This window comes from Streptomyces sp. NPDC057445, from assembly GCF_042802855.1.
Classification (GTDB): Bacteria; Actinomycetota; Actinomycetes; order Streptomycetales; family Streptomycetaceae; genus Streptomyces.
In genome coordinates this window covers 810,246-829,341 of sequence record NZ_JBHVDH010000001.1, presented here as the reverse complement: position 1 = coordinate 829,341, position 19,096 = coordinate 810,246, and the positions used below count along the sequence as shown (strand labels likewise).

At 70.8% G+C, this 19,096-nt stretch carries 15 protein-coding genes; 7 read left to right on the top strand and 8 right to left on the bottom strand.

All coding sequences use genetic code 11. The features are described from left to right. Nucleotides 1-3: 3 nt before the first annotated feature. On the bottom strand, nt 4-1,203 hold the full coding sequence (locus tag ACFU5O_RS03655) for a S8 family peptidase (RefSeq protein WP_384235826.1): 1,200 nt from the start codon (nt 1,201-1,203) through the stop codon (nt 4-6). A gap of 467 nt (nt 1,204-1,670) precedes the next feature. On the opposite strand from ACFU5O_RS03655, the gene ACFU5O_RS03650 reads away from it, so the two are divergent. After that, a complete protein-coding gene (locus ACFU5O_RS03650; RefSeq protein ID WP_384235824.1) occupies nt 1,671-4,529 on the top strand; it encodes an alpha/beta fold hydrolase in 2,859 nt (952 codons plus the stop codon). Further along, complete coding sequence (locus ACFU5O_RS03645; RefSeq protein ID WP_384235822.1) at nt 4,526-5,404, top strand: ABC transporter permease; 879 nt, start codon at nt 4,526-4,528, stop codon at nt 5,402-5,404. Before ACFU5O_RS03650 ends, ACFU5O_RS03645 begins: the two co-directional genes overlap by 4 nt. Before the next feature lie 34 nt (nt 5,405-5,438). On the opposite strand, the gene ACFU5O_RS03640 is transcribed toward ACFU5O_RS03645, so the two are convergent. Further along, nucleotides 5,439-6,032 (bottom strand): DNA-binding response regulator, encoded by a 594-nt coding sequence (locus ACFU5O_RS03640; protein ID WP_384235821.1) that lies wholly within the window; start codon nt 6,030-6,032, stop codon nt 5,439-5,441. A 294-nt stretch (nt 6,033-6,326) separates the two neighbouring features. Here ACFU5O_RS03640 and ACFU5O_RS03635 point away from each other — a divergent pair, with 294 nt between their 5' ends. From ACFU5O_RS03635 to ACFU5O_RS03625, 3 genes are all read left to right on the top strand, one after another. Continuing rightward, entirely contained in the window at nt 6,327-6,701 is a 375-nt protein-coding gene (locus ACFU5O_RS03635; protein ID WP_384235818.1) for a hypothetical protein, read from the top strand. 241 nt (nt 6,702-6,942) lie between these two features. Then, nucleotides 6,943-8,493 carry a VWA domain-containing protein gene (locus tag ACFU5O_RS03630; RefSeq protein WP_384235816.1) on the top strand — a complete coding sequence of 517 codons (1,551 nt, stop codon included), beginning with the start codon at nt 6,943-6,945 and terminating at the stop codon, nt 8,491-8,493. 472 nt (nt 8,494-8,965) lie between these two features. Next, on the top strand, nt 8,966-9,430 hold the full coding sequence (locus tag ACFU5O_RS03625; protein WP_384235814.1) for a DUF1772 domain-containing protein: 465 nt from the start codon (nt 8,966-8,968) through the stop codon (nt 9,428-9,430). A 244-nt stretch (nt 9,431-9,674) separates the two neighbouring features. Here the strand turns inward: ACFU5O_RS03625 and ACFU5O_RS03620 are convergent, their stop codons facing one another. Next, nucleotides 9,675-10,220 carry a cupin domain-containing protein gene (locus ACFU5O_RS03620; protein ID WP_384235813.1) on the bottom strand — a complete coding sequence of 182 codons (546 nt, stop codon included), beginning with the start codon at nt 10,218-10,220 and terminating at the stop codon, nt 9,675-9,677. Between the two features lie 223 nt (nt 10,221-10,443). Here ACFU5O_RS03620 and ACFU5O_RS03615 point away from each other — a divergent pair, with 223 nt between their 5' ends. After that, nucleotides 10,444-10,962 (top strand): flavoprotein, encoded by a 519-nt coding sequence (locus ACFU5O_RS03615; protein ID WP_384235811.1) that lies wholly within the window; start codon nt 10,444-10,446, stop codon nt 10,960-10,962. A 121-nt stretch (nt 10,963-11,083) separates the two neighbouring features. Beyond that, complete coding sequence (locus ACFU5O_RS03610; RefSeq protein ID WP_384235810.1) at nt 11,084-12,196, top strand: NAD(P)/FAD-dependent oxidoreductase; 1,113 nt, start codon at nt 11,084-11,086, stop codon at nt 12,194-12,196. A gap of 227 nt (nt 12,197-12,423) precedes the next feature. Here the strand turns inward: ACFU5O_RS03610 and cs1 are convergent, their stop codons facing one another. The 5 genes from cs1 to ACFU5O_RS03585 are packed head-to-tail and all read right to left on the bottom strand — an operon-like array spanning nt 12,424 to nt 18,999. Next, entirely contained in the window at nt 12,424-13,404 is a 981-nt protein-coding gene (gene cs1 / locus ACFU5O_RS03605; RefSeq protein WP_384235807.1) for a clavaminate synthase Cs1, read from the bottom strand. Then, the gene (gene speB, locus ACFU5O_RS03600) at nt 13,401-14,360 is read right to left on the bottom strand and encodes an agmatinase (RefSeq protein WP_384235805.1); all 960 of its coding nucleotides are present in this window, start codon (nt 14,358-14,360) and stop codon (nt 13,401-13,403) included. Before speB ends, cs1 begins: the two co-directional genes overlap by 4 nt. A gap of 4 nt (nt 14,361-14,364) precedes the next feature. Further along, on the bottom strand, nt 14,365-15,732 hold the full coding sequence (locus ACFU5O_RS03595; protein WP_384235802.1) for an ATP-grasp domain-containing protein: 1,368 nt from the start codon (nt 15,730-15,732) through the stop codon (nt 14,365-14,367). Continuing rightward, nucleotides 15,729-17,276, bottom strand: coding sequence for an asparagine synthase-related protein (locus ACFU5O_RS03590; protein ID WP_384235800.1), 1,548 nt, complete (start codon nt 17,274-17,276; stop codon nt 15,729-15,731). Before ACFU5O_RS03590 ends, ACFU5O_RS03595 begins: the two co-directional genes overlap by 4 nt. A gap of 1 nt (nt 17,277) precedes the next feature. Next, nucleotides 17,278-18,999, bottom strand: a complete 1,722-nt coding sequence (locus tag ACFU5O_RS03585; protein WP_384235797.1) for a thiamine pyrophosphate-binding protein — start codon at nt 18,997-18,999, stop codon at nt 17,278-17,280. Nucleotides 19,000-19,096 lie beyond the last annotated feature (97 nt).

Sequence of the window (19,096 nt, the reverse complement as noted above, 5' to 3'; positions counted from 1 at the left end):
GCGTCAGAACAGCGAGTGCAGCAGCTTGTTCGGGGAACCCACACGCGGGTCCACGACCTTGCCGTTCGTCGCGTTGTTCACCAGGGCGTCGCGGACCTGCGCCGGGGTCGCCGTGGGGTTGTTCGCGAGGTACAGCGCTGCGACGCCCGCGGTGTGCGGGGTGGCCATCGACGTACCGGAGATGGTGTTCGTCGCGGTGTTGCTGTCCTTCCATGCCGACGTGATGTTCACGCCGGGCGCGAAAAGGTCCAGGCAGGTGCCGAAGTTGGAGAACGACGCCCTGCGGTCGGTGTTGTCCGTCGCGCCGACCGTGATCGCCTCGGGGACGCGGGCCGGAGAGTTGTTGCACGCGTTCGCGGGCAGACCGAGGATGTTGCCGTTGCCGGCCGCGATGGCGTAGCTGACACCCGAGGCGATGGAACGCTTCACGGCGTTGTCGAGCGAGGCGTTGACCCCGCCGCCCAGGCTCATGTTGGCGACGGCCGGCTTGACGGCGTTCGCGGTGACCCAGTCGACACCGGCGATGACGCCCGCCGTCGTGCCCGATCCGTTGCAGTCCAGCACGCGGACGGCGATCAGTCTCACGTTCTTGGCGACGCCGTACGTCTTGCCGCCGACCGTGCCCGCGACATGGGTGCCGTGGCCCTGGCAGTCCTGTCCGTTCTGGCCGCCGCCGACGGTGTCGGTACCGACACCGGCACGCCCGCCGAACTCGCTGTGCGAGGTCCGGATGCCGGTGTCGATGATGTACGCGTTCACATTCGAGGCGGTCGTGTTGTACGTGTACGTCGTCGACAGCGGAAGACTGCGCTGGTCGATGCGGTCGAGGCCCCAGGTGGCATTCGGCTGGGCCGCGTCGATACGGACGACGGCGTTCTGCTCGACATACGCCACGCGGGGGTCGGCGGCGAGGTTCGCTGCCTTGGCCCTGGACATCGAGGCGGAGAAGCCCTTGAGGACCGAGCGGTAGGTGTGTTGGGGGGACACACCCTCCTCGGCGGCGAGATCGGAGACACGGGTGCTGCCGTCCTTGAGGACGACGATCCAGCTGTTCTGGACAGCGGTTGCAGTGGGGGCGAGACGGAGATCGCCGAGCGACGCGCTCTGCGCGGTGGGGGAGACGGCGAACTGGAGACCGGCCACGAGGGCGACTGCGGGGAGCAGTGCGCCCATGCGTATGGACTGCCGGGCAGTGATTCTCATCTCGTGCACCTGACCTTTCTTTGATCGGAAGCACGACAAACATCCGCTCGGCTCGCGCGGATGTGCGGCACAGCGTCTCGTGCGGAGATCACGGAAACAAGGGGTTGTTACTGGTGGGTTCGCAGTAATGCCCGGGTGGCGTACGGAATTTGGCGGACATCGCCGACATTTGCGCCGGGTATTGCGACGCCCGTGTTCCGGCGGCTGGTCGGCGCGAATTGACCGAACCGTCCTCAATCATGAAGTCCCAGGTCAGGACCGTGAATTTGCCGTCGTTCGTGGCGTCCCGGACCGTCCCGGAATTCCCGCGCGGATTGCGGGACCCACTTACCGCCCGCCGCTCACCGGCTATCGGACATGTACCGCGTCTGGTGTACGGAGACGGTCGCGGGTACTACCCGAGGAGGTCGGTGAGTTCCGCCCGGCGGCAGCGGCTGTGGCCGTGGCGTCCGCTTAGGGTTTCAAGCATGAAGATCCGACTTCCCCGGCGGGCAACCGCGTCCCGGCGCCGCGGGCGATGGACGGCCGGCCTCGCCGCGCTCGCCGTACTCGCCGGCGCCGGCACCTGGACAGCCGCCGCCTCGGACGATGCGCCTGCCGTGCACCGCGAGGACCAGGTGCTGACCATGCCGGGGGCGAGGATCGACACCTCGTACTTCACCTCGGGCGACGGTGACGGGCGCAGGCCCGCCGTGCTGCTCGGGCACGGGTTCGGCGGCAGCAAGGACTCGGTACGGGACCAGGCGGAGGCGCTGGCGCGTGACGGATACGCGGTCCTGACCTGGTCCGCACGCGGCTTCGGCGCGTCCACCGGACAGATCGGACTCAACGACCCGGACCACGAGGTCAAGGACGTCTCCCGGCTGATCGACTGGCTGTCGAAGCGCCCCGAGGTACGTCTCGACGCGGCCGGTGACCCCCGGGTCGGACTGGCCGGCGCGTCGTACGGCGGCGCGATCGCGCTCCTCGCTGCAGGCTACGACCAGCGGGTCGACGCGATCGCTCCGGAGATCACGTACTGGAACCTCGCCGACGCGCTCTTCCCGAACGGCGTCTTCAAGAAGCTCTGGGCGGGGTTCTTCTTCACGACCGGCTCCTCGGGTACGGACGGCCTCACACCGGACACCTCCGGCGCCGGGACCCCCGCGGACGAGGAGCCACCGGCCGGTCCCGGGCAGGGCGAGGGGGGCGGCGGGGCGGAAGCCCCGGCTGCTGCGGGCGGCGCCGCGAAGCAGGCCGGCGCAGGCGGCGCCGCGACGGCGGCCGACCGTGAACCGGCCGACGACGGCCGGTCCGCCCCGCCCGCCTGCGGACGCTTCCAGCCCGTGCTGTGTGACATGTACGAGCGTGTCGCCACCTCCGGCAAGCCCGACGCGGAGGCACGTGCACTGCTCGAGGCGCGCAGCCCGTCCGCCGTCGGAGACCGGATCAAGGTGCCCACGCTCATCGTGCAGGGCCAGTCCGACTCGCTCTTTCCGCTCTCCCATGCCGACGCGATGGCGGCGACGATCAAGGCGAACGGCGCGCCCGTCGCCGTCGACTGGATCGCGGGCGGTCACGACGGCGGCGACCTGGAGGGAGACCGTGTCCTTGGACGGGTCTCGGCGTGGTTCGACCGCCACCTGAACGGGGACAAGAGCGCGGACACCGGTCCGGCGTTCCGGGTCAGCAGGACCGGTGGGGTGGACTCCACGGACGGGCAGGCGACGCTCCGCGGTGCCACAGCGGCGGACTACCCGGGGTTGCGCGACGGAGCCCGTACGTTCCGGCTCAGCGGCCGGACACAGTCCTTCCGCAACCCCGCGGGCGCGACCCCGCCCGGGATCTCCGCTGTCCCGGGCATCGGCAGCGGGCTCTCCCAGCTGTCCTCCCTCGGCGTCGGTCTCTCCCTCGACTTCCCGGGGCAGCACGCCCGGTTCGACTCCCGGCCCCTGGACCGGACGACGCGGATCACCGGCTCGCCCACCGTCCGCGTCGACGTGACGTCCGACAGCGGGGAAGCGGTCCTCTTCGGCAAGCTCTACGACGTCGGGCCCGACGGACGACAGCAGGTACTGCCCGCCCAGCTCGTCACCCCCGTCCGGGTCGAGAACGCCAAGACCGGCACGGCGGTCGAGCTGACCCTGCCCGCCGTGGACCACGAGGTCGAGGCAGGCCACCGCCTCCGCCTGGTCCTCGCCGCCACCGACCTGGGCTATGCCTCCCCCGCCGCCCCGGCCGCATACACCGTCTCGCTGGCCGGGCAGCTCACGGTGCCCACCGCGCCGGCCGTCACCACCCGGACCGTCGCGCTGCCCTGGTGGGTCTGGGGCCTGCCCGCCGCGGGTGCCGCCATCGCCGCGGCGCTGCTGATCGCCACCCGCCGCCGCACCACCGCACCCGCGCCGGACCCCGAACTGGCCGATGTGCCGCTGCAGATCACCGGGCTGACCAAGAGGTACGCCAGGTCGGCCGACCGGTACGCCGTACGGGACCTGTCCTTCCGCGTCCAGAAGGGCCAGGTCCTCGGACTCCTCGGTCCGAACGGCGCAGGCAAGACCACCACGCTGCGCATGCTGATGGGCCTGATCACCCCCGACGACGGCGAGATCCGTGTCTTCGGGCACGCCATCAGGCCCGGTGCGCCCGTACTCTCCAGGGTCGGTGCCTTCGTCGAGGGCGCCGGTTTCCTGCCCCATCTCTCGGGGCGGGAGAACCTCGAGCTGTACTGGCGGGCCACCGGTCGCCCCGCCGAGGACTCCCATATCGACGAGGCGCTGGAGATCGCCGGCCTCGGCGATGCCCTCGCCCGAGCCGTGCGCACCTACTCGCAGGGCATGCGACAGCGCCTCGCCATCGCACAGGCCATGCTCGGACTGCCCGATCTGCTGATCCTGGACGAGCCGACCAACGGACTCGACCCGCCACAGATCCGCGAGATGCGGGACGTGATGATCCGGTACGCGGCCGGAGGCCGGACCGTCATCGTCTCCAGCCACCTCCTTGCGGAGGTGGAGCAGTCCTGCACCGATCTGGTGGTGATGGACCGTGGCCGGCTCGTACAGGCGGGCCCGGTCGCGGAGATCACCGGCGCGGGCGACACCCTTCTGGTGACGACCGCGGCCCAGTTGCCCGATCCGCTGGTGGAGAAGATCGCTGCCCTGCCCGGGATCGGCTCCGCCGTCCGCACCGACGAAGGGGACGGACTGCTGGTCCGCCTGGACGGCGCCGGCGCCGCCGCGCTCATCGCCGAACTCGTACGGCTGGACGTGCCGGTGACCGGCGTCGGCCCGCACCGACGCCTGGAGGACGCGTTCCTCACTTTGATCGGAGGAGCATCCGCATGAGCACCGTGGGCACCACATCGACCGTGGCGACCGCGCCTGGCTACCGGGCACGGCACACTCTGCCCCTGCGGGTCGAGGCGGTACGCCAGTTGAAGCGCCGGCGGACGCTGGTGATGGGCGGGATCCTCGCCGTGCTGCCGTTCGTACTGATCGTGGCCTTCGCGATCGGCGGCACCCCTGACGAGCGCGACGGGGGCGGCGGCCGGATCACACTGATGGACACGGCCACCGCGTCCGGCGCGAACTTCGCCGCCACCTGCCTGTTCGTGTCGGCCGGGTTCCTGCTGGTCGTGCCGGTCGCGCTGTTCTGCGGGGACACCGTGGCGTCCGAGGCGAGCTGGTCCTCCCTCCGCTATCTGCTCGCGGCGCCGGTACCCCGGTCCCGGCTGCTCTGGTCGAAGCTGGTCGTGGCGCTGGGCTTCAGCGCGGCGGCCATGCTGCTGCTGCCACTCGTCGCACTCGCGGCGGGCACGGCGGCCTACGGCTGGGGCCCGCTGGAGCTCCCCACCGGAGGCACCCTGGCGACCGCCGACACTCTGCCTCGGCTTGCGCTCGTCGTCGCGTTCATCTTTGTGTCCCAACTGGTCACCGCAGGGCTGGCGTTCTGGCTGTCGACCAGGACCGACGCCCCGCTGGGCGCGGTCGGCGGAGCGGTCGGGCTGACCATCATCGGGAACGTTCTGGATGCGGTGACGGCGCTCGGATCCTGGCGTGACTTCCTCCCGGCGCACTGGCAGTTCGCCTGGGCGGACGCGCTCCAGCCCCAACTGGAATGGGGCGGGATGCTGAAGGGCACGGCGGTGTCCGTGACCTACGCCCTGATCCTCTTCGCCCTCGCCTTCCGGGGCTTCGCCCGCAAGGACATCGTGTCCTGACAGGGCCGTCGCCCGCCCGGGCACCGGCCGTTCGTCAGATCCAGCCACGGCGTGCCGCTTCCGCCCCGGCGCGGAAGCGGCTCGACGTGCCAAGGACGGCGAGGAGCTCTCCCACACGGCGGCTGTACGTCCTGGCCGACACGCCCAGACGGACCGCGGCCGTCTCGTCCGTCAGCCCGGCCAGCAAGGCGTCGAGGACGGGGCGCAGATGCACGGGCGCCGACCCCGACACGGCGGCCGCGACCTCGTCCCCGCCGTCCCACCACGACTGATGCGTGCGGACCAGCGCCTGGACGATGACGGGGTCGCGGATCAGCAGCAGTCCGTTGCAGTGCCGCTCGAGGTCGAGCGGCAGGGCGGCGACCGTGCGGTCGGCGACGACCAGTTTGAACGGGATCGAGTCCGTCACCCGTGACCGGCCGCCGAGCTGCCCCGGCGGCGGCAGAAGAGAGAGCGCGCGCCGCGGCACGATGCGGCGGACCGCGGCCGGCCGTTCCGCCGCCGCACGGACGCAGGCACCCGCGAGCGCCCGGAAAGGTCCGGGAACGCCCGGCGAGGCCACCGGATCGTCGAACGTGAGCAGTTCATGACGGGCCGAATGGACCAGACCCGTCAGCGTGGCGCTCACCTGCTCCAGTCCTCGGACCGGCCTGCCTGGCCCTCGTGCCTCGGTCACGGCGGTGGGCCTGCAGGGAACGGAGCCCGGTCTGGGCATGACGATGGCGTTGAGCACGGCTGACCACCCCCCGATCTCGGAGCCGTACGCCACTCCATGTACGCATGTGAGTGCACACAGTGACAACCCCCAGTTCAGCGGATGGCGAGTCCCTGCCACTCCCTTCACTCGGGGCTGGTGTGCCCGCCAGTCTGGACGAGCGGCGCGACAAGCGATCCGTGTCCGAGTCGGAGAAGGGAAGGTCACATGTTCCGACGCAAGACGGGGCGCATGGGCGGACGGCCCGTTCGATCAATGCGCGTGTTCCTCGCCGCCGCGGCGGCGCTCCCCCTGGCCGTACTGTCCCCGAGCGCAGGCACGGCCCAGGCGGATGCTCCGGACGACGCGCGAGGAGCAGCCGCCCTGCTCTCCTGTACGACGAGCACCGACGGGTGGACGGGCTGGGCGAATTGCCACAATCCCAGTGGTCAGGTCGTGGCGTTCCGCGCCGTGGTCGTCTGCGGCTGGTGGCCGGACGCGTACGGCGGTTGGGTGACGCTGCGTCCGGGCGGCTCCGGCGGCTCTTCGGCCACCTGTGGAGGAGGGAGCGGTGTGGGCAGCGTGAGCTGGGAAGAGGGCTGACCCCGGCTGATCTCACGTCATGTCGCCTCCGACCCTTTGGGTAGCGGGAGTTGGCACGGTCGGCGATCCGGTGCGCCCAGCTCTCGCTCGTACCCGGGCAGCGAGAGCCGCCGTTGCCGCATCGAGACTCATCCGCAACTCCTTCGACTGCTCCAGAAGGCCGTCTCGGACGTCACATTCACAGTGCTGACGATCCAGGGGGCGGATGATGAATCTTTGCGCAAGGGCACATCGGACAAGGATGCACAGAGGGGCGCTCGTCGCTCTGCTGGCCGGCGCCATGCTGCTGACCGGCTGCGGGGCGGGCGGGCAGACGGACCGTGCCTCGAACGGCGGTGGCGCGCACCGGGCCGAGGACGGTCCCGCGGTTCCGATGCCTCCCGACGGCGGCGGCCGCCCGGCGGAGGAGGGCGGCGGGAACGCGCGCGAGGGTGAGCAGAAGGGAGACGCAGAAAGGGAGTTCGCACCGCCGGCCGACTATCTGTCCACCTTCGCGCTGGACGTGGACACGGCCTCGTACGGGTACGCCCGGCGATTGCTGGCCGAGGGGCGGCTGCCGGAGCCGGACTCCGTAAGGCCCGAGGAGTTCATCAACAGCTTCCGGCAGGACTATCCGCGGCCCGGGAGCGACGGCTTCACCGTGACCGTGGACGGTGCACGTGCGGGAACCCGAGAGGAGGAGGGATGGTCACTGCTGCGGGTGGGACTTGCCACCCGGCCCTCGACGCGAACCGGTGAACGGCCCCCGGCTGCTCTGACGTTCGTGGTGGACATCTCCGGCTCGATGGCCGAGCCCGGTCGTCTCGACCTCGTCCGCGAGTCCCTTGATGTCCTCACCGACCAACTGCGCGACGACGACTCGATTGCCGTCGTCACCTTCAGCGACGAGGCCGAGGTCCGGCTGCCGATGACCCGGCTCGACGGCAACCGGGACCGCATCCACAGCATCGTCGACGGGCTGGAGCCGACCGACTCGACCAATGTGGAGGCCGGTGTCCGCACCGGTTACGACGCCGCGGTGGAGGGACGCAGGCGCGGTGCCAACAACCGGGTGGTACTCCTCTCCGACGCGCTCGCCAACACCGGTGAGACCGAGGCCGACGCGATCCTGGAGCGGATCGGTGAGTCCCGCCGGGAGTACGGCATCACGTTGTTCGGTGTCGGGGTGGGAAGCGAGTACGGCGACAAGCTGATGGAACGGCTCACGAATCGGGGCGACGGCCACACGACCTATGTGTCCACGTCCGCCCAGGCCCGGAAGGTGTTCGTCGACCAACTTCCCGCCCATGTAGAACTGCGCGCCCGTGACGCCAAGGCACAGGTCGCGTTCGACTCGCAGACAGTGAAGGAGTTCCGGCTGATCGGATACGAGAACAGGGCTGTCGCCGACGAGGACTTCCGCAACGACCAGGTGGACGGCGGCGAGGTGGGCCCCGGTCACACCGTGACCGCGCTCTATGCGGTACGGCTCCGCGACGGGGCGAGCGGGCACATCGCCACGGCGACTGTGCGCTGGCTCGACCCGCGGACCAGGGCTCCGCACGAGATGTCGGGCACGGTCGAGGCCTCCGCGCTCGAGCATGACCTGTGGTCTGAGAAAACAGCGCCCAGGCTGCAGGTCAGTGCCGCTGCCGCCTTCTTCGCGCAGGCGTTGCGCGGCGCCGAGATGCCTGGTGCGCCACGGCTGGACGACCTCGCCGAGCGGACGGGCACCCTTGCGCGGCGAACGGAGGACGCGTCCGTGCGCCAGATGACGGAGTCGATCCGCCAGGCCGACGCGCTGCTCGGGTGAGTGCCGGACAGGCCCGTGAGGGCGAGAGGGCAGGGACTCGCCGACCGGCCCGCCCGCACGGCACGCAGTGAGGAGCTGCACTGAGCCGCACTGAGCTGCACTGAGCCGCAGTGAGGGCTGTGGCCCGGGCGGGCGCGGGTGGCGCGCGCCCGGGCCACGGTCAGCTGCAGCGGTGGCCGGGACGCCGACCCCGGCCACCCCGCCGGCTCTCGCTGCGCCACTCCCTGTCGCCGGTCTCCACGCCGGTCTCCACGCCGGCCACCACGTCGGTCTCCACGCTGGCCACACGCCGGCCACCACGTCGGTCGGTCTCCACCGCCCGTCGGCAACCCGTCAGTCGGCGGCCACCGGCCACCGGCCGCCACCCGCCGGTTGTCAGCCGCGCGGGCGGGGGCCTTTGACGGGAGCGGGGCTGTGACTCAAGGTGGTAAGTGTGCTGCGCAAGGGCGTTGGGCGCGTCATGATGTCCAGCATGGCGGCCACCCTGCTGCTCGCACTCGCCGTGATCTCCACCGGCCTGTACGCGGGTTTCATGCTGATCTTCCAGACCGGGATCATGCCGGCGCTGGCCGAGCTCTCCGACGAACAGTTCGTCGCGGCCATGCGGCGTATCAATGAGGAGGTGCCGCGTGCTGTGTTCCTGGTGGTCTTTCTGGCCATCATTGTGTTCCCCGCGGCGGCGCTCGCCGTGCCGGTCGAGGGCCGTTCGGACACCCAGATGTGTCTCGTCCTCGCCGGGTTGGTGTGCGCCGCGCTCAATCATCTGATCACGGTCGCCGGGAACATCCCGCTGAACAGCGCGCTGGCATCCTCCGAGGGAGCCCCCGACCCCGAGGTCCGCGAGGCCTTCGAGGCCAAGTGGAACCGGTTCCATGCCGCGCGCACGGTGCTCATCATCGCCTCTTTCGTGCTCCTCGTCTGGGCCGCGCTCGTGTGACGAAAAGCCGACGCTGAAGGGACGAAGGCAGTCCGCAGAAGCGGAGAACTCTTGTACGGTCGTAGCAGCCCACCCGAGACAACGTTGTCGGATCGACGCGTGCGTACGCGCACGAGCACACATCTCCGGCGCCGACGCCGGCGCGATCCGCCGGTCGGGCCGGGGGCGGGTTGTCGCGGTCGCCCTCCAGCCGGCAGAGGGCGATCCCCCACCCGGGACAGCTCGTCCCCTTCCGGGCGCCGGTTCAGCCGACGTCCGGAAGACGCTCCCCGCAGCGGCCGCAGTAGCGCGCGTCCGATTCCGTCGAGAGACGGCCGCACTCCACGCAGACCCGGTCCAGCAGACAGGCGGGCTCACCGCCCTCCACCGTCACACCCGTCACGCCCTCCACCGTCACACCTGCCATGCCCGCCACGTCCGTCACGCTGACGTTCCGGATGGCCAGGCCGGGGCGCCTCCGGTGGACGCTCAGCTGCACCAGTCCCTCGGACCCGGCGTGCAGGGTCCGGCGGCTGCCGCGCGGCAGCCACACCACCGACCCGGCGGCGAGGTCCTGCGGTACGCCGTCGACGTGGAGGAGTCCGCCGCCTCCGGTGACATAGAGCAGCACATCCAGATCAGGTTCGACATGTTCGGCGACACATGTGTCCGGCGGCAGCCGAACGACATTGGCGTCGAGCTGGCGCCCGTCCGCCGCGAGGCGCCAGAGTGCCCCGCTCCGGTCCTCCGGTATGCCGTCGCCCAGTTCGGCCAGCCGTGCGAGCACGCCCGGGTCGGAAGGGGATGTCATGTGGTTCCTCCTGTGCTCAGTCCCCACGCGATCCTCGCCGGACCCCGAAGCCAGGGATGCTACTCCCCGCCGGGGGGCCTCAATGGCCGGTAGCCGTACCCTGCCCGCGCACCACGAGGTATTCAGACGTCTCAGAACCGATTCCGAATCAGTCTCAAGTGACCCCAGGCGATCTCAAGCAGTCCAAAGCGGTCGCGAGTAGCGCTCGAACAGGAGAACCCGCGTGACCGATCAGCCCAAGAAGCCGTTTCTCTACGTCGTCGTGTGCGCGGCCGGGAACGCGGGCGACGTAGGCAAGTTGATCACTGCGGCGCAGGAACAGCGGTGGGACGTAGGCGTCATCGCCACGCCGCAGGGCCTCGGCTTCGTCGACGCCGACGCCCTGACGTCCCTGACGGGGCGCCCGATCCGGTCGGCCTGGCGCCGCCCGGACGTGACGAGCCCGTTCCCGCCCGCGGACGCGATGGTGGTGGCCCCGGCGACGTTCAACACCATCAACAAGTGGGCGGCAGGGATCGCCGACACCCTGGCCGTGGCCACGCTGTGCGAGGCGTACGGAGCCGGTGTGCCCACCGCTGTCCTGCCGAGCGTGAACGCGGCGCTGTCTCTGCATCCCGCATACCGGGAGAGCGTGGAGCGGCTGCGTGCGATGGGCGTGCTGTTCGGCACGGAGGAGGACTTCCGGTGGGAGCACGCCCTGGAACTGCTCGCTCCGGCAGTGGGCAGGGCCGTCGGCCGGTGAGGCCCGTCACGCGGGGCATCCCCGAGGCGGCATCGGGTCCTCCCGCTTGCCGTTACGGCAACGAAGTTTGTCGGCCGACTGTGCACGGGCCGAGCATCTCCGGTGAACGGAGGTAGGAGACATGACCGTGCAGAATGATGGGATCCCGGCCGCCGGCTCGGCGGACGGGGTGGACCGCTACGACGTTGTCGTCGTCGGAGGTGGTGCCGCGGGGCTCGGCGGAGGACTGGCGCTGGCGCGAGCGCGGCGTTCGGTGCTGGTGGTCGACGCCGGAGAACCGCGCAACGCGCCGGCCGAGGGTGTGCACAACTATCCGGGCCGCGAAGGGACTTCCCCGGCCGAGCTGCTGGCGGACGGCAGGGCCGAGGTGACGGGATACGGCGGCACGGTCGTCGCCGGCCGCGTCGTCTCGGCTCGCCCCTTGGAGCAGCGCCCGGAGGGCCAGGAGGAGGGTCGCGCCGGCTTCACGGTGGCCCTTGCCGACGGTACCCGGGTACGGGCCCGCAGGCTGCTGGTGACCAGTGGCCTGGTGGACGAGCTGCCGGATGTGCCGGGTCTGGCGCAGCGGTGGGGACGGGACGTGCTGCACTGTCCGTACTGCCACGGCTGGGAGGTCCGTGACCGGACGATCGGCGTTCTGGCCACCGGGCCGCACGGGGTGGAACAGGCGTTGCTGTTCCGGCAGTGGAGTGAGGACGTGACGCTGTTCCTGCATACCGCGCCCGATCCGACCGAGGAGCAGCGGGAGCGGCTCGCCGCCCGCGGTGTCGTCGTGGTCGACGGCGAGGTGGCCGGGGTGGAGGTGACCGACGACCGCCTCACCGGCCTGCGGTTGCGCTCCGGCCGGGTGGTGGGGTGCGAGGCCGTCGCAGTCGCGCCGCGATTCGTCGCCCGCGGCGAGGTGCTGGCCTCCCTCGGTCTCGATACGGCCGAACTCAGCAACGGGACGGAGTCCTTCGGCAGTTACGTGCCGGCGGGTCCGGCAGGTGCCACGGAGGTCCCGGGGGTGTGGGTCGCGGGCAATGCCACCGACCTCTACGCCGGGGCGATCCAGGCGGCGGCGGCTGGTGTCACCGCCGCTGCCGCGATCAACGCCGACCTGGTCGGAGAGGACACCGACCGTGCTGTGGCGGGCTTTCGGGCCCGGGGGGCGGGCGCGGAAGGGCCGTTCTCGGCCCGGATGGAGGCCGCCGTGGCGGAACGGGTCCTCGGTGCACGTCGGCACGGCCTTTGACGAACCCGTCCCCCCGACCGCCCACCCGACCGCCCACCCGACCGTCCCCACCCGACCGCCCCCGGCCTCACGTGCTACGCAGGCGGGGACCAGCGAGCTCCCCGCCTGCGGCGCGATCCGGCGCGTCGGTCCCGTGCCCGCACCGTGGTCCCGTGCCCATACCGCTGCGCCGTCCCCGGAGCAACGCCGCCGGAGCAACGCCGCCGGAGCCGCCCGCCGGAGCGGCCCTACCGGCGCGGGCTGAACGTCACGACGTCCCCGGCCCGCTCACCGCCCGACAGCTGTCCATTGCGGTCGGTGCGGATGTAGACGCGGTGCAGCCAGCGGTCCTTGCCGTCCCAGCGGGGGGTGAAGGGCGTGCGGGCGTGAGTGGTGCGGAAGTTGTCGATGATGAGCAGGTCACCGGGGGTGAGCCGGACCGACTCGGTCACCTCGTCCAGAGCCTTGGACAACGCGGCGACCGCCTCCTTGTCCTCGGCGTCCGTGGGCGAGAGAAGCTCACGGTCGTACCCGAGCAGCGGGTCCTTCGCCTCGCCGTACAGCGGCTTGACGTTGGCTACGGCGCCGGGGTCGTCGACTCCGCCGCGGAAGGCGACATCGACGCAGCACGGCAGCTTGCGGTCGAAGAGACGCGCCTTGACGTCGTCCGTCAGCAGCCGCAGCGCCTTGCGGACGGAGCCGACCAGCGTCTCCGCCTTGCGCTCGTGGTCGGCACGGGAGCAGGCGAGCATCACATAGTTGGGCTGAAGGACGTGGTAGGCCATCTCCGTGTGGAACTCCAGCAGTGTCTCGGAGGTCTCCGACGACAGGTAGTGCGCTCCGGGCGACGGATACACGTCGTGGTAGACCGTCCCGGAGCGGAGCTCCCGGTATCCCGTGTGGAGCCCGAGCCTGCGGCCGGCCAGCGCGAGCATCGCCTCCATGGTCAGCAGCGGGCGGTCCTCCGGGGCCGGGGTGCTGCTCGGCGTGGCGGGCAGTTCCTCGTCCGCCTCGACGGGCAGGGCGCGCAGCAGAAGATAACCGTCCTCGTTGCCGTGGGCGTTGAACTCGTCCAGGGCGGAAACCAGTTCGTCGGGCAGCTGCTCGGAGAGCCCCTTCGCGGCCTCCAGGAAGCCGTACAGGTCGCTGCGCGGAACCTTCGGGAGCTGCGCGGCGAGCGCCCGCAGCCGGTCCTGGTGCTGGGTGCAGTCGATGACCGGACTGGTCATTGCTGGTGGTCTCCTTCACTTCCGGGGCGGTGTGCGCGGGCGTACTGGTAGAGCAGTTCCGCGCCGATCTCGGTGGCCAGGACCGAGGTGATCCCGGCGTGGTCGTACGGGGGAGAGACCTCCATGACGTCGAAGCCGACGGGGTTGAGGTCGCCGATGCAGCGCAGCAGCGCGAGCAGTTCACGGGACGACAGCCCGCCCGGGGCGGGTGTGCCGGTACCGGGGGCGAAGGCGGGGTCGACGACGTCGACGTCCACGGAGACATACACGGGACGCCTGCCGACCCGCTCGCGGACAAGGCCGGCGGCGCCCGCCGGGCCGAGGTCGGCGAACTCGTCCGCGGTGACGATCCGGACCCCGTGCCCGCGTGCGTAGTCGAGCGAGTCCGGCTTGGGGTTGTGGCCGCGTATGCCGATCTGGACCATCGCGGCCGGGTCGACGAGTTTCTCGTCGATACCGTGCCGGAACGGTGTGCCGTGATGGAACTCGCCGCCGTAGAAGGCGGGATTGGTGTCCGAGTGGGCGTCGAGGTGGACCACGGCGACGGGCCCGTGCTGCTCGGCGACCGCCCGCAGCCCGGCCAGGGTGAGGGAGTGGTCGCCGCCCAGCATCAGAAAGGCGGCGTTGTCCCCGAGCAGCCGGGTGAGATGGGTGCCCGCGGTCTCCATGGCGATGTGCATGTTGAACGGGGTCAGATCGATGTCCCCGGCGTCCGCGCATCTGATCAGGTCGAAGGTGCCGGGCCCGCGGTCGATGCCGACGCCGTGGATGAGCCCTGACTCGTTCCGGATGGCGCGCGGGCCGAACCGCGCGCCGGGCCGGTAGCTGGTGCCGCCGTCGTAGGGAGCGCCGATCACCACCACGTCGTAGCCGCGTGGTTCGGGATCGTGCGGGAGGCGCATGAACGTGGGGATCTGCGCGTAGCGGGGTGAGACATGCGAGTCGACGCGTTCCACGGGCTCAGTCCTCCTCGTGGGTCTCGACGGTGATGAGGGAAGCGGCGTGCCGCGCCTTTGCGAGCGCCGCTCCGGCGGTCTCCGCGTGGGCGTACACGAAGCCGACGGAGGCCGAGTTGTCGAGGCGCGAGGCCACCGTGGCGCCCGGGTCGGCGTGGAGGGTGACGACGACGCCTTCGTTCTCCTCGGCCCGGTCGATGCCGCGTACCGCGGTCAGCACGCCCGGCCGGTCGGGGAAGAGCACGACGACCGCCGCCGCGGGTGTCACGCCCTCGCCCACGAGCCCCGGAGACGGATCTCCGCCCAGCGCGAGGAGTTTGGCGACCAGATGAGGATTGGCGCCGCACACGTCCGCGACCATCGTGGAGATCATGTGCGCCGGGAGCCGGGTGTTGACCTCGATGATCTTCGGGCCGTCGCCGGTGAGCTTCACCTCGGTGTGGGCAGGGCCCTGCCGGTAGCCGATGGCCCGGAGCGTGCGGTCCACGGCGGCCGTGACCTGCTCCCACGTTCCGGGCGGGAGCTGCACCGGGAAGCTGTGGGCCTCCTCGAGCATCGTCGTGCGGTGCAGGTCCTTGGAGGTGGCGCCGTAGAAGTGCGTGACGCCGCCGGCGGTCATCGACTCGACGGAGATCTCGGTCCCGGGCACGTACTGCTCGAAAAGTACGTGTCCGGGCCGAGGCTGGCCGCGCAACGACCTTTTGAAGGAGGACAGTTCCTCGTAGGCGGCGGTCGCCTCTGACTCGTCGTGGCATTTGCGTACGCCGTAGGAGATCGCCTCCGACGGGGGCTTGGCGATCAGCGGCAGTCCCACCCGGCGGATGGCCTCCCGCACTTCGTCGGGCGATGTGACCAGGAAGTGCGGGACGTTGGCGGGATCGTCGCCGAGCAGACCGCGCAGCACGTGTTTGTGGTTCGCGGCGGTGACCGCTTCCAGGCCCTGCGAGGGGAGACCCAGGCTTTCCGCCACGACGGCCGTGGCCTCGGTGTGGTAGTCCGAGAACGACAGGATGCCGTCCACCTGCGGACGTCCGTCGGTGTCGGTGACGGCGTCGATGATGGCGCCGGGGTCGTGCGTATCGGTGTGGATCACCTTGTCGACGCGGGCGAGGGGATGGTCGTCGAACGGTTTGCCGTCTGTGTACCACTCGACGCCCTGGACCAGCAGCCAGATCTCGCAGCCGAGATCGCGGGCCGCGTGGATGCCGTCGTAGAACGCGGAGTGCAGCATCGATTCCACGAGCGCGAGCCGCTTGCCCGCGAAGCCCGTGACCTTCCTGGTGTCCGTGGCATCCGTGACACCGCCGGCACCCGTGACACCGCCGGCGCCCGTGAACCCGGCGCGGCCCGGCGGGCCGCTGTCCGGCGTCATGCGGCACCGCGCTTCAGCCGTGCCGCCACGGACTCCACCACCGAGCCCGTGCTCACGTGGTCCGGATGGTCGCCTTCCACGACGGTGCGGTCGAACAGTTCCTCGACCACCAGCCGCTTCGCGCTGTGGATGCTCTCGTCCGGGATGCCGTGATCGGCGAGCAGCAGTGAGAACGAGGACGTCGTGCCGGACCCTTCGTGCACACCGAGCTTCGGCCGGTTGACCGTCTCTTCCGGAAGCAGTCCCTCCATGGCGGCCCGCAGGACCCATTTGTCCCGTCCGTAGCGGCGCTTGAGCCCGGCCTCCAGACAGACCAGCAGGTCCAGGACGTCCCGGTCCCAGTACGGGTGGGTCGACCAATGGCCGCACACGGCCGAGAGCACCGGCGACATCTCGTTGAGCCCGTCGAAGGTGGCCATGTCGTGCGCCACGGCCGAGTCCAGGTCGGGCAGCCGGTCCTCGCGGTGCATCCCCGCGAGCGGGATGTCGGCCCCGTATCCGGTGAGGATCCTGCGCCCCGGTCCGTCGAGCGCCCGGTAGAGGGCGGTCAGCGGAAGGAGGTACTCGATGATGTCCGGGTCGTGCGACTCCGATGCCCACACCGTGTGGGGGAGCTGCGTGAGCAGATCCGGGGTACGGAGGGTGAACTCCCCGTGTTCGGAGCCCAGATGGTCGGCGACCAGCCTGGCCTGGGGGAACTCGTTCCTGGTGTCGGTGCCCATGGACACCGTCTCCAGACTCCCCGCCGCGTGCCTGGCGAGCGCGGCGACCCCTGAGGAGTCGATGCCCCCGGAGAGCACCACCAGCGGAGTCGTTCCGGGCGCGAGTCTGGCCCGTACGGACGCGTCGAGTGCCGTGCGTACGGCCTCGACGGCCTCACTCTCCCCGACGATACGGCGCGAAAGCGGCGGGGCCCAGGTCGGATGGGTCTCCGTGGTGCCGGTCTTGAGGTCCATGACCATCACCGCACCGGCCGGTACCTGGTACAGCCCGGGCATCCGGCGGACGCGGCGCGCACCGGCGATCGGGGGGCCCTGCGGACTCGCGTACCGGGCCAGGGTCTTCACCTCGGTCGCCGCCACGACCTCGCCGCGCCCCGGGCGTAGATACAGGGGCACGGAGCCGGCGTGGTCGGTGGCGAGGAGTACGCGCCGTCCCTCCGCCACGACCGCGGCGAAGCGGCCGTTGACGAGGCGGAAGGCGTGGTGGCCGTAGCGGTGGAACAGGGCCAGGACCAGCTCTGCGTCGCCCTGGCCGGCCGAGGCCGCCGCGCCGGCCTCGGTGGGCAGTACGGTTCGCAGTTCGTCCCGGTTGTAGATCTCACCGGCGATCAGTACGGCGGTGTCCGCCTCGCGCGCCAGTGCCGGTTCGGGAGTGAGGTCGGGGGCGTGCACCAGGGATGCCGTGAGGGTCTGCGTACGCAGCCGCTCCCGGCGCCTGGTACAGGTGCCTCTGGTCGCGAAGGCCGCACCCGGTATCCGGCCTTCGCCCAGACGGGCGGAGGCCAGGAAACCGAAGGCGGCAGGAAAGGCCTGCTCGTCCATGTCAGATGCTCAGCGCCCCGAAGCCGCCGGGCCGGAAGTCGTAGCTGACCGGCACCTCGACGAGGAACGGACGGCCCAGTTCGACGCCCTTGCGCAGCGCCGCGACCAGTTCGTCGCGAGAGGTCGCACGGGCGGCCTCGACACCGTTCGCGTGGGCGAGGGCGACGAAGTCGACCCCGGTGAACTTCACGGCCGGGTCATGACTGCGGTGGTGGCCGAGGTTCTGGTAGAGCTCGATCAGCCCGTTGGTGTCGTTGTTGACGACGACGGTGATGATCGGCAGCCCGAGCCGGGCGATGGTTTCCAGGTCGGCGCTGTTGGAGTGGAAACCGCCGTCGCCCGCGATGAGGAACGTGGGCTGGCCGGGGCGGGCCAGCTGGGCTCCGATGGCCGCGGGGATGCCGTAGCCGAAGCTGGAGCAGCCTGCCGAGGTGAGGAATCCGAAGGGCTGGTCGGCGCGGGCGAACAGCACGCCGTAGTGCCGGAAGAAGCCGATGTCGGAGACGATCGTGCCCTCGCCGGGCCGCGCGGTCTCGGCCATGACGGTGTTCATGGAGTCCATGACCTGGTGGACCCGCATGCCGTCCGCGTGGACCTCCGGATCGGCGAGGAACTCGGCGATGCGCTCGCGCAGCGGTGCGATGTCGTGCCGGACCTTCGCCGCGAGTTCTGCGGTCGCGCCGTCGATGTGCTCGACGAAGGCCAGGACGTCGGTGACGACGTCGACGGTCGGACGGTAGACCCGGGGGATCGGGTTCGGGGTCGGCGAGACGCGTACGGTCTTCTTCTCGGCGCCGCGCTGCCACATCGAGGGACGCAGATCCTCGGCGTAGTCGTAGCCGACGGTGAGGATGACGTCGGCCGGGCCGAACAGGGTCTCCAGGGCCGGGAAGCCGAGAATCCCGTCCATGTAGCCGGTCACGGCACCGTAGTTGAGCTCGTGTCCGACGGGCAGCACGCCCTTGGCGATGTACGTGGTGATGACAGGGATGTTCAGGCGCTCCGCGAGGGCGCGGATCGCGGGCACGGCCCCGGCGCGGATGGCGGCGGCGCCGACGACCAGCACGGGGTGCTCGGCGGACCGGAGCAGCGCGGCGGCCTCGTCGGCGGCGCTCTGCCAGCCGTGGGCGACCGCGCCCGTCGGCCTCACCGGGGTGTTCACCGGTGGGTTCGCGACAGTCGTGTCGATGCCTTCCGACGAGCCGAGGAGATCGACGGGCAGCGAGATGAAGGAGGGCCCGACCGGCTCGGTCATGGCGGCCGAGACCGCGGAGTCCACCAGGTCGGTGATCTCGTGCGGGCGCTGGAGCTCGACGGCGTACTTGGCCATCGGCTTGATGACCGCCACCGAGTCCAGGCACTGGTGGGTGTCGTTGGGGAAGATGTCGTGCGACTCGGACTGGGCGGCGAGCGCGATGACCGGCGAGCGGTCCAGCATCGAGGTGGCGATGCCGGTGGACAGGTTGGTCATGCCGGGGCCGAGGGTCGCCCAGCACGCCTGTGGCCGGCCGGTGATCCGGGCGAGGACGTCGGCTGCCACGCCGGCGGTGAACTCGTGCCGGGTGAGGATGAAGTCGATGCCCTCGACCTCGTCGAAGAGGATCGATGCGGCTTCACGGCCGACGACCCCGAACACCTTGTCCACGCCGTGCTCGTGCAGCCGGGTGAGGAGTGCGTGGGCGGCCGTCGGTTCCGTGCTGGGTCCGGTCGATACGCGGGACATGGGTCTCCAGGTCGTTCGGCGGTGAACGGGTCCCGGAAACCGTGACCGGCGCCACTCTCCGGGCTCTCTTCCGCCGGTATCGGGGAGCGTGCGAAGA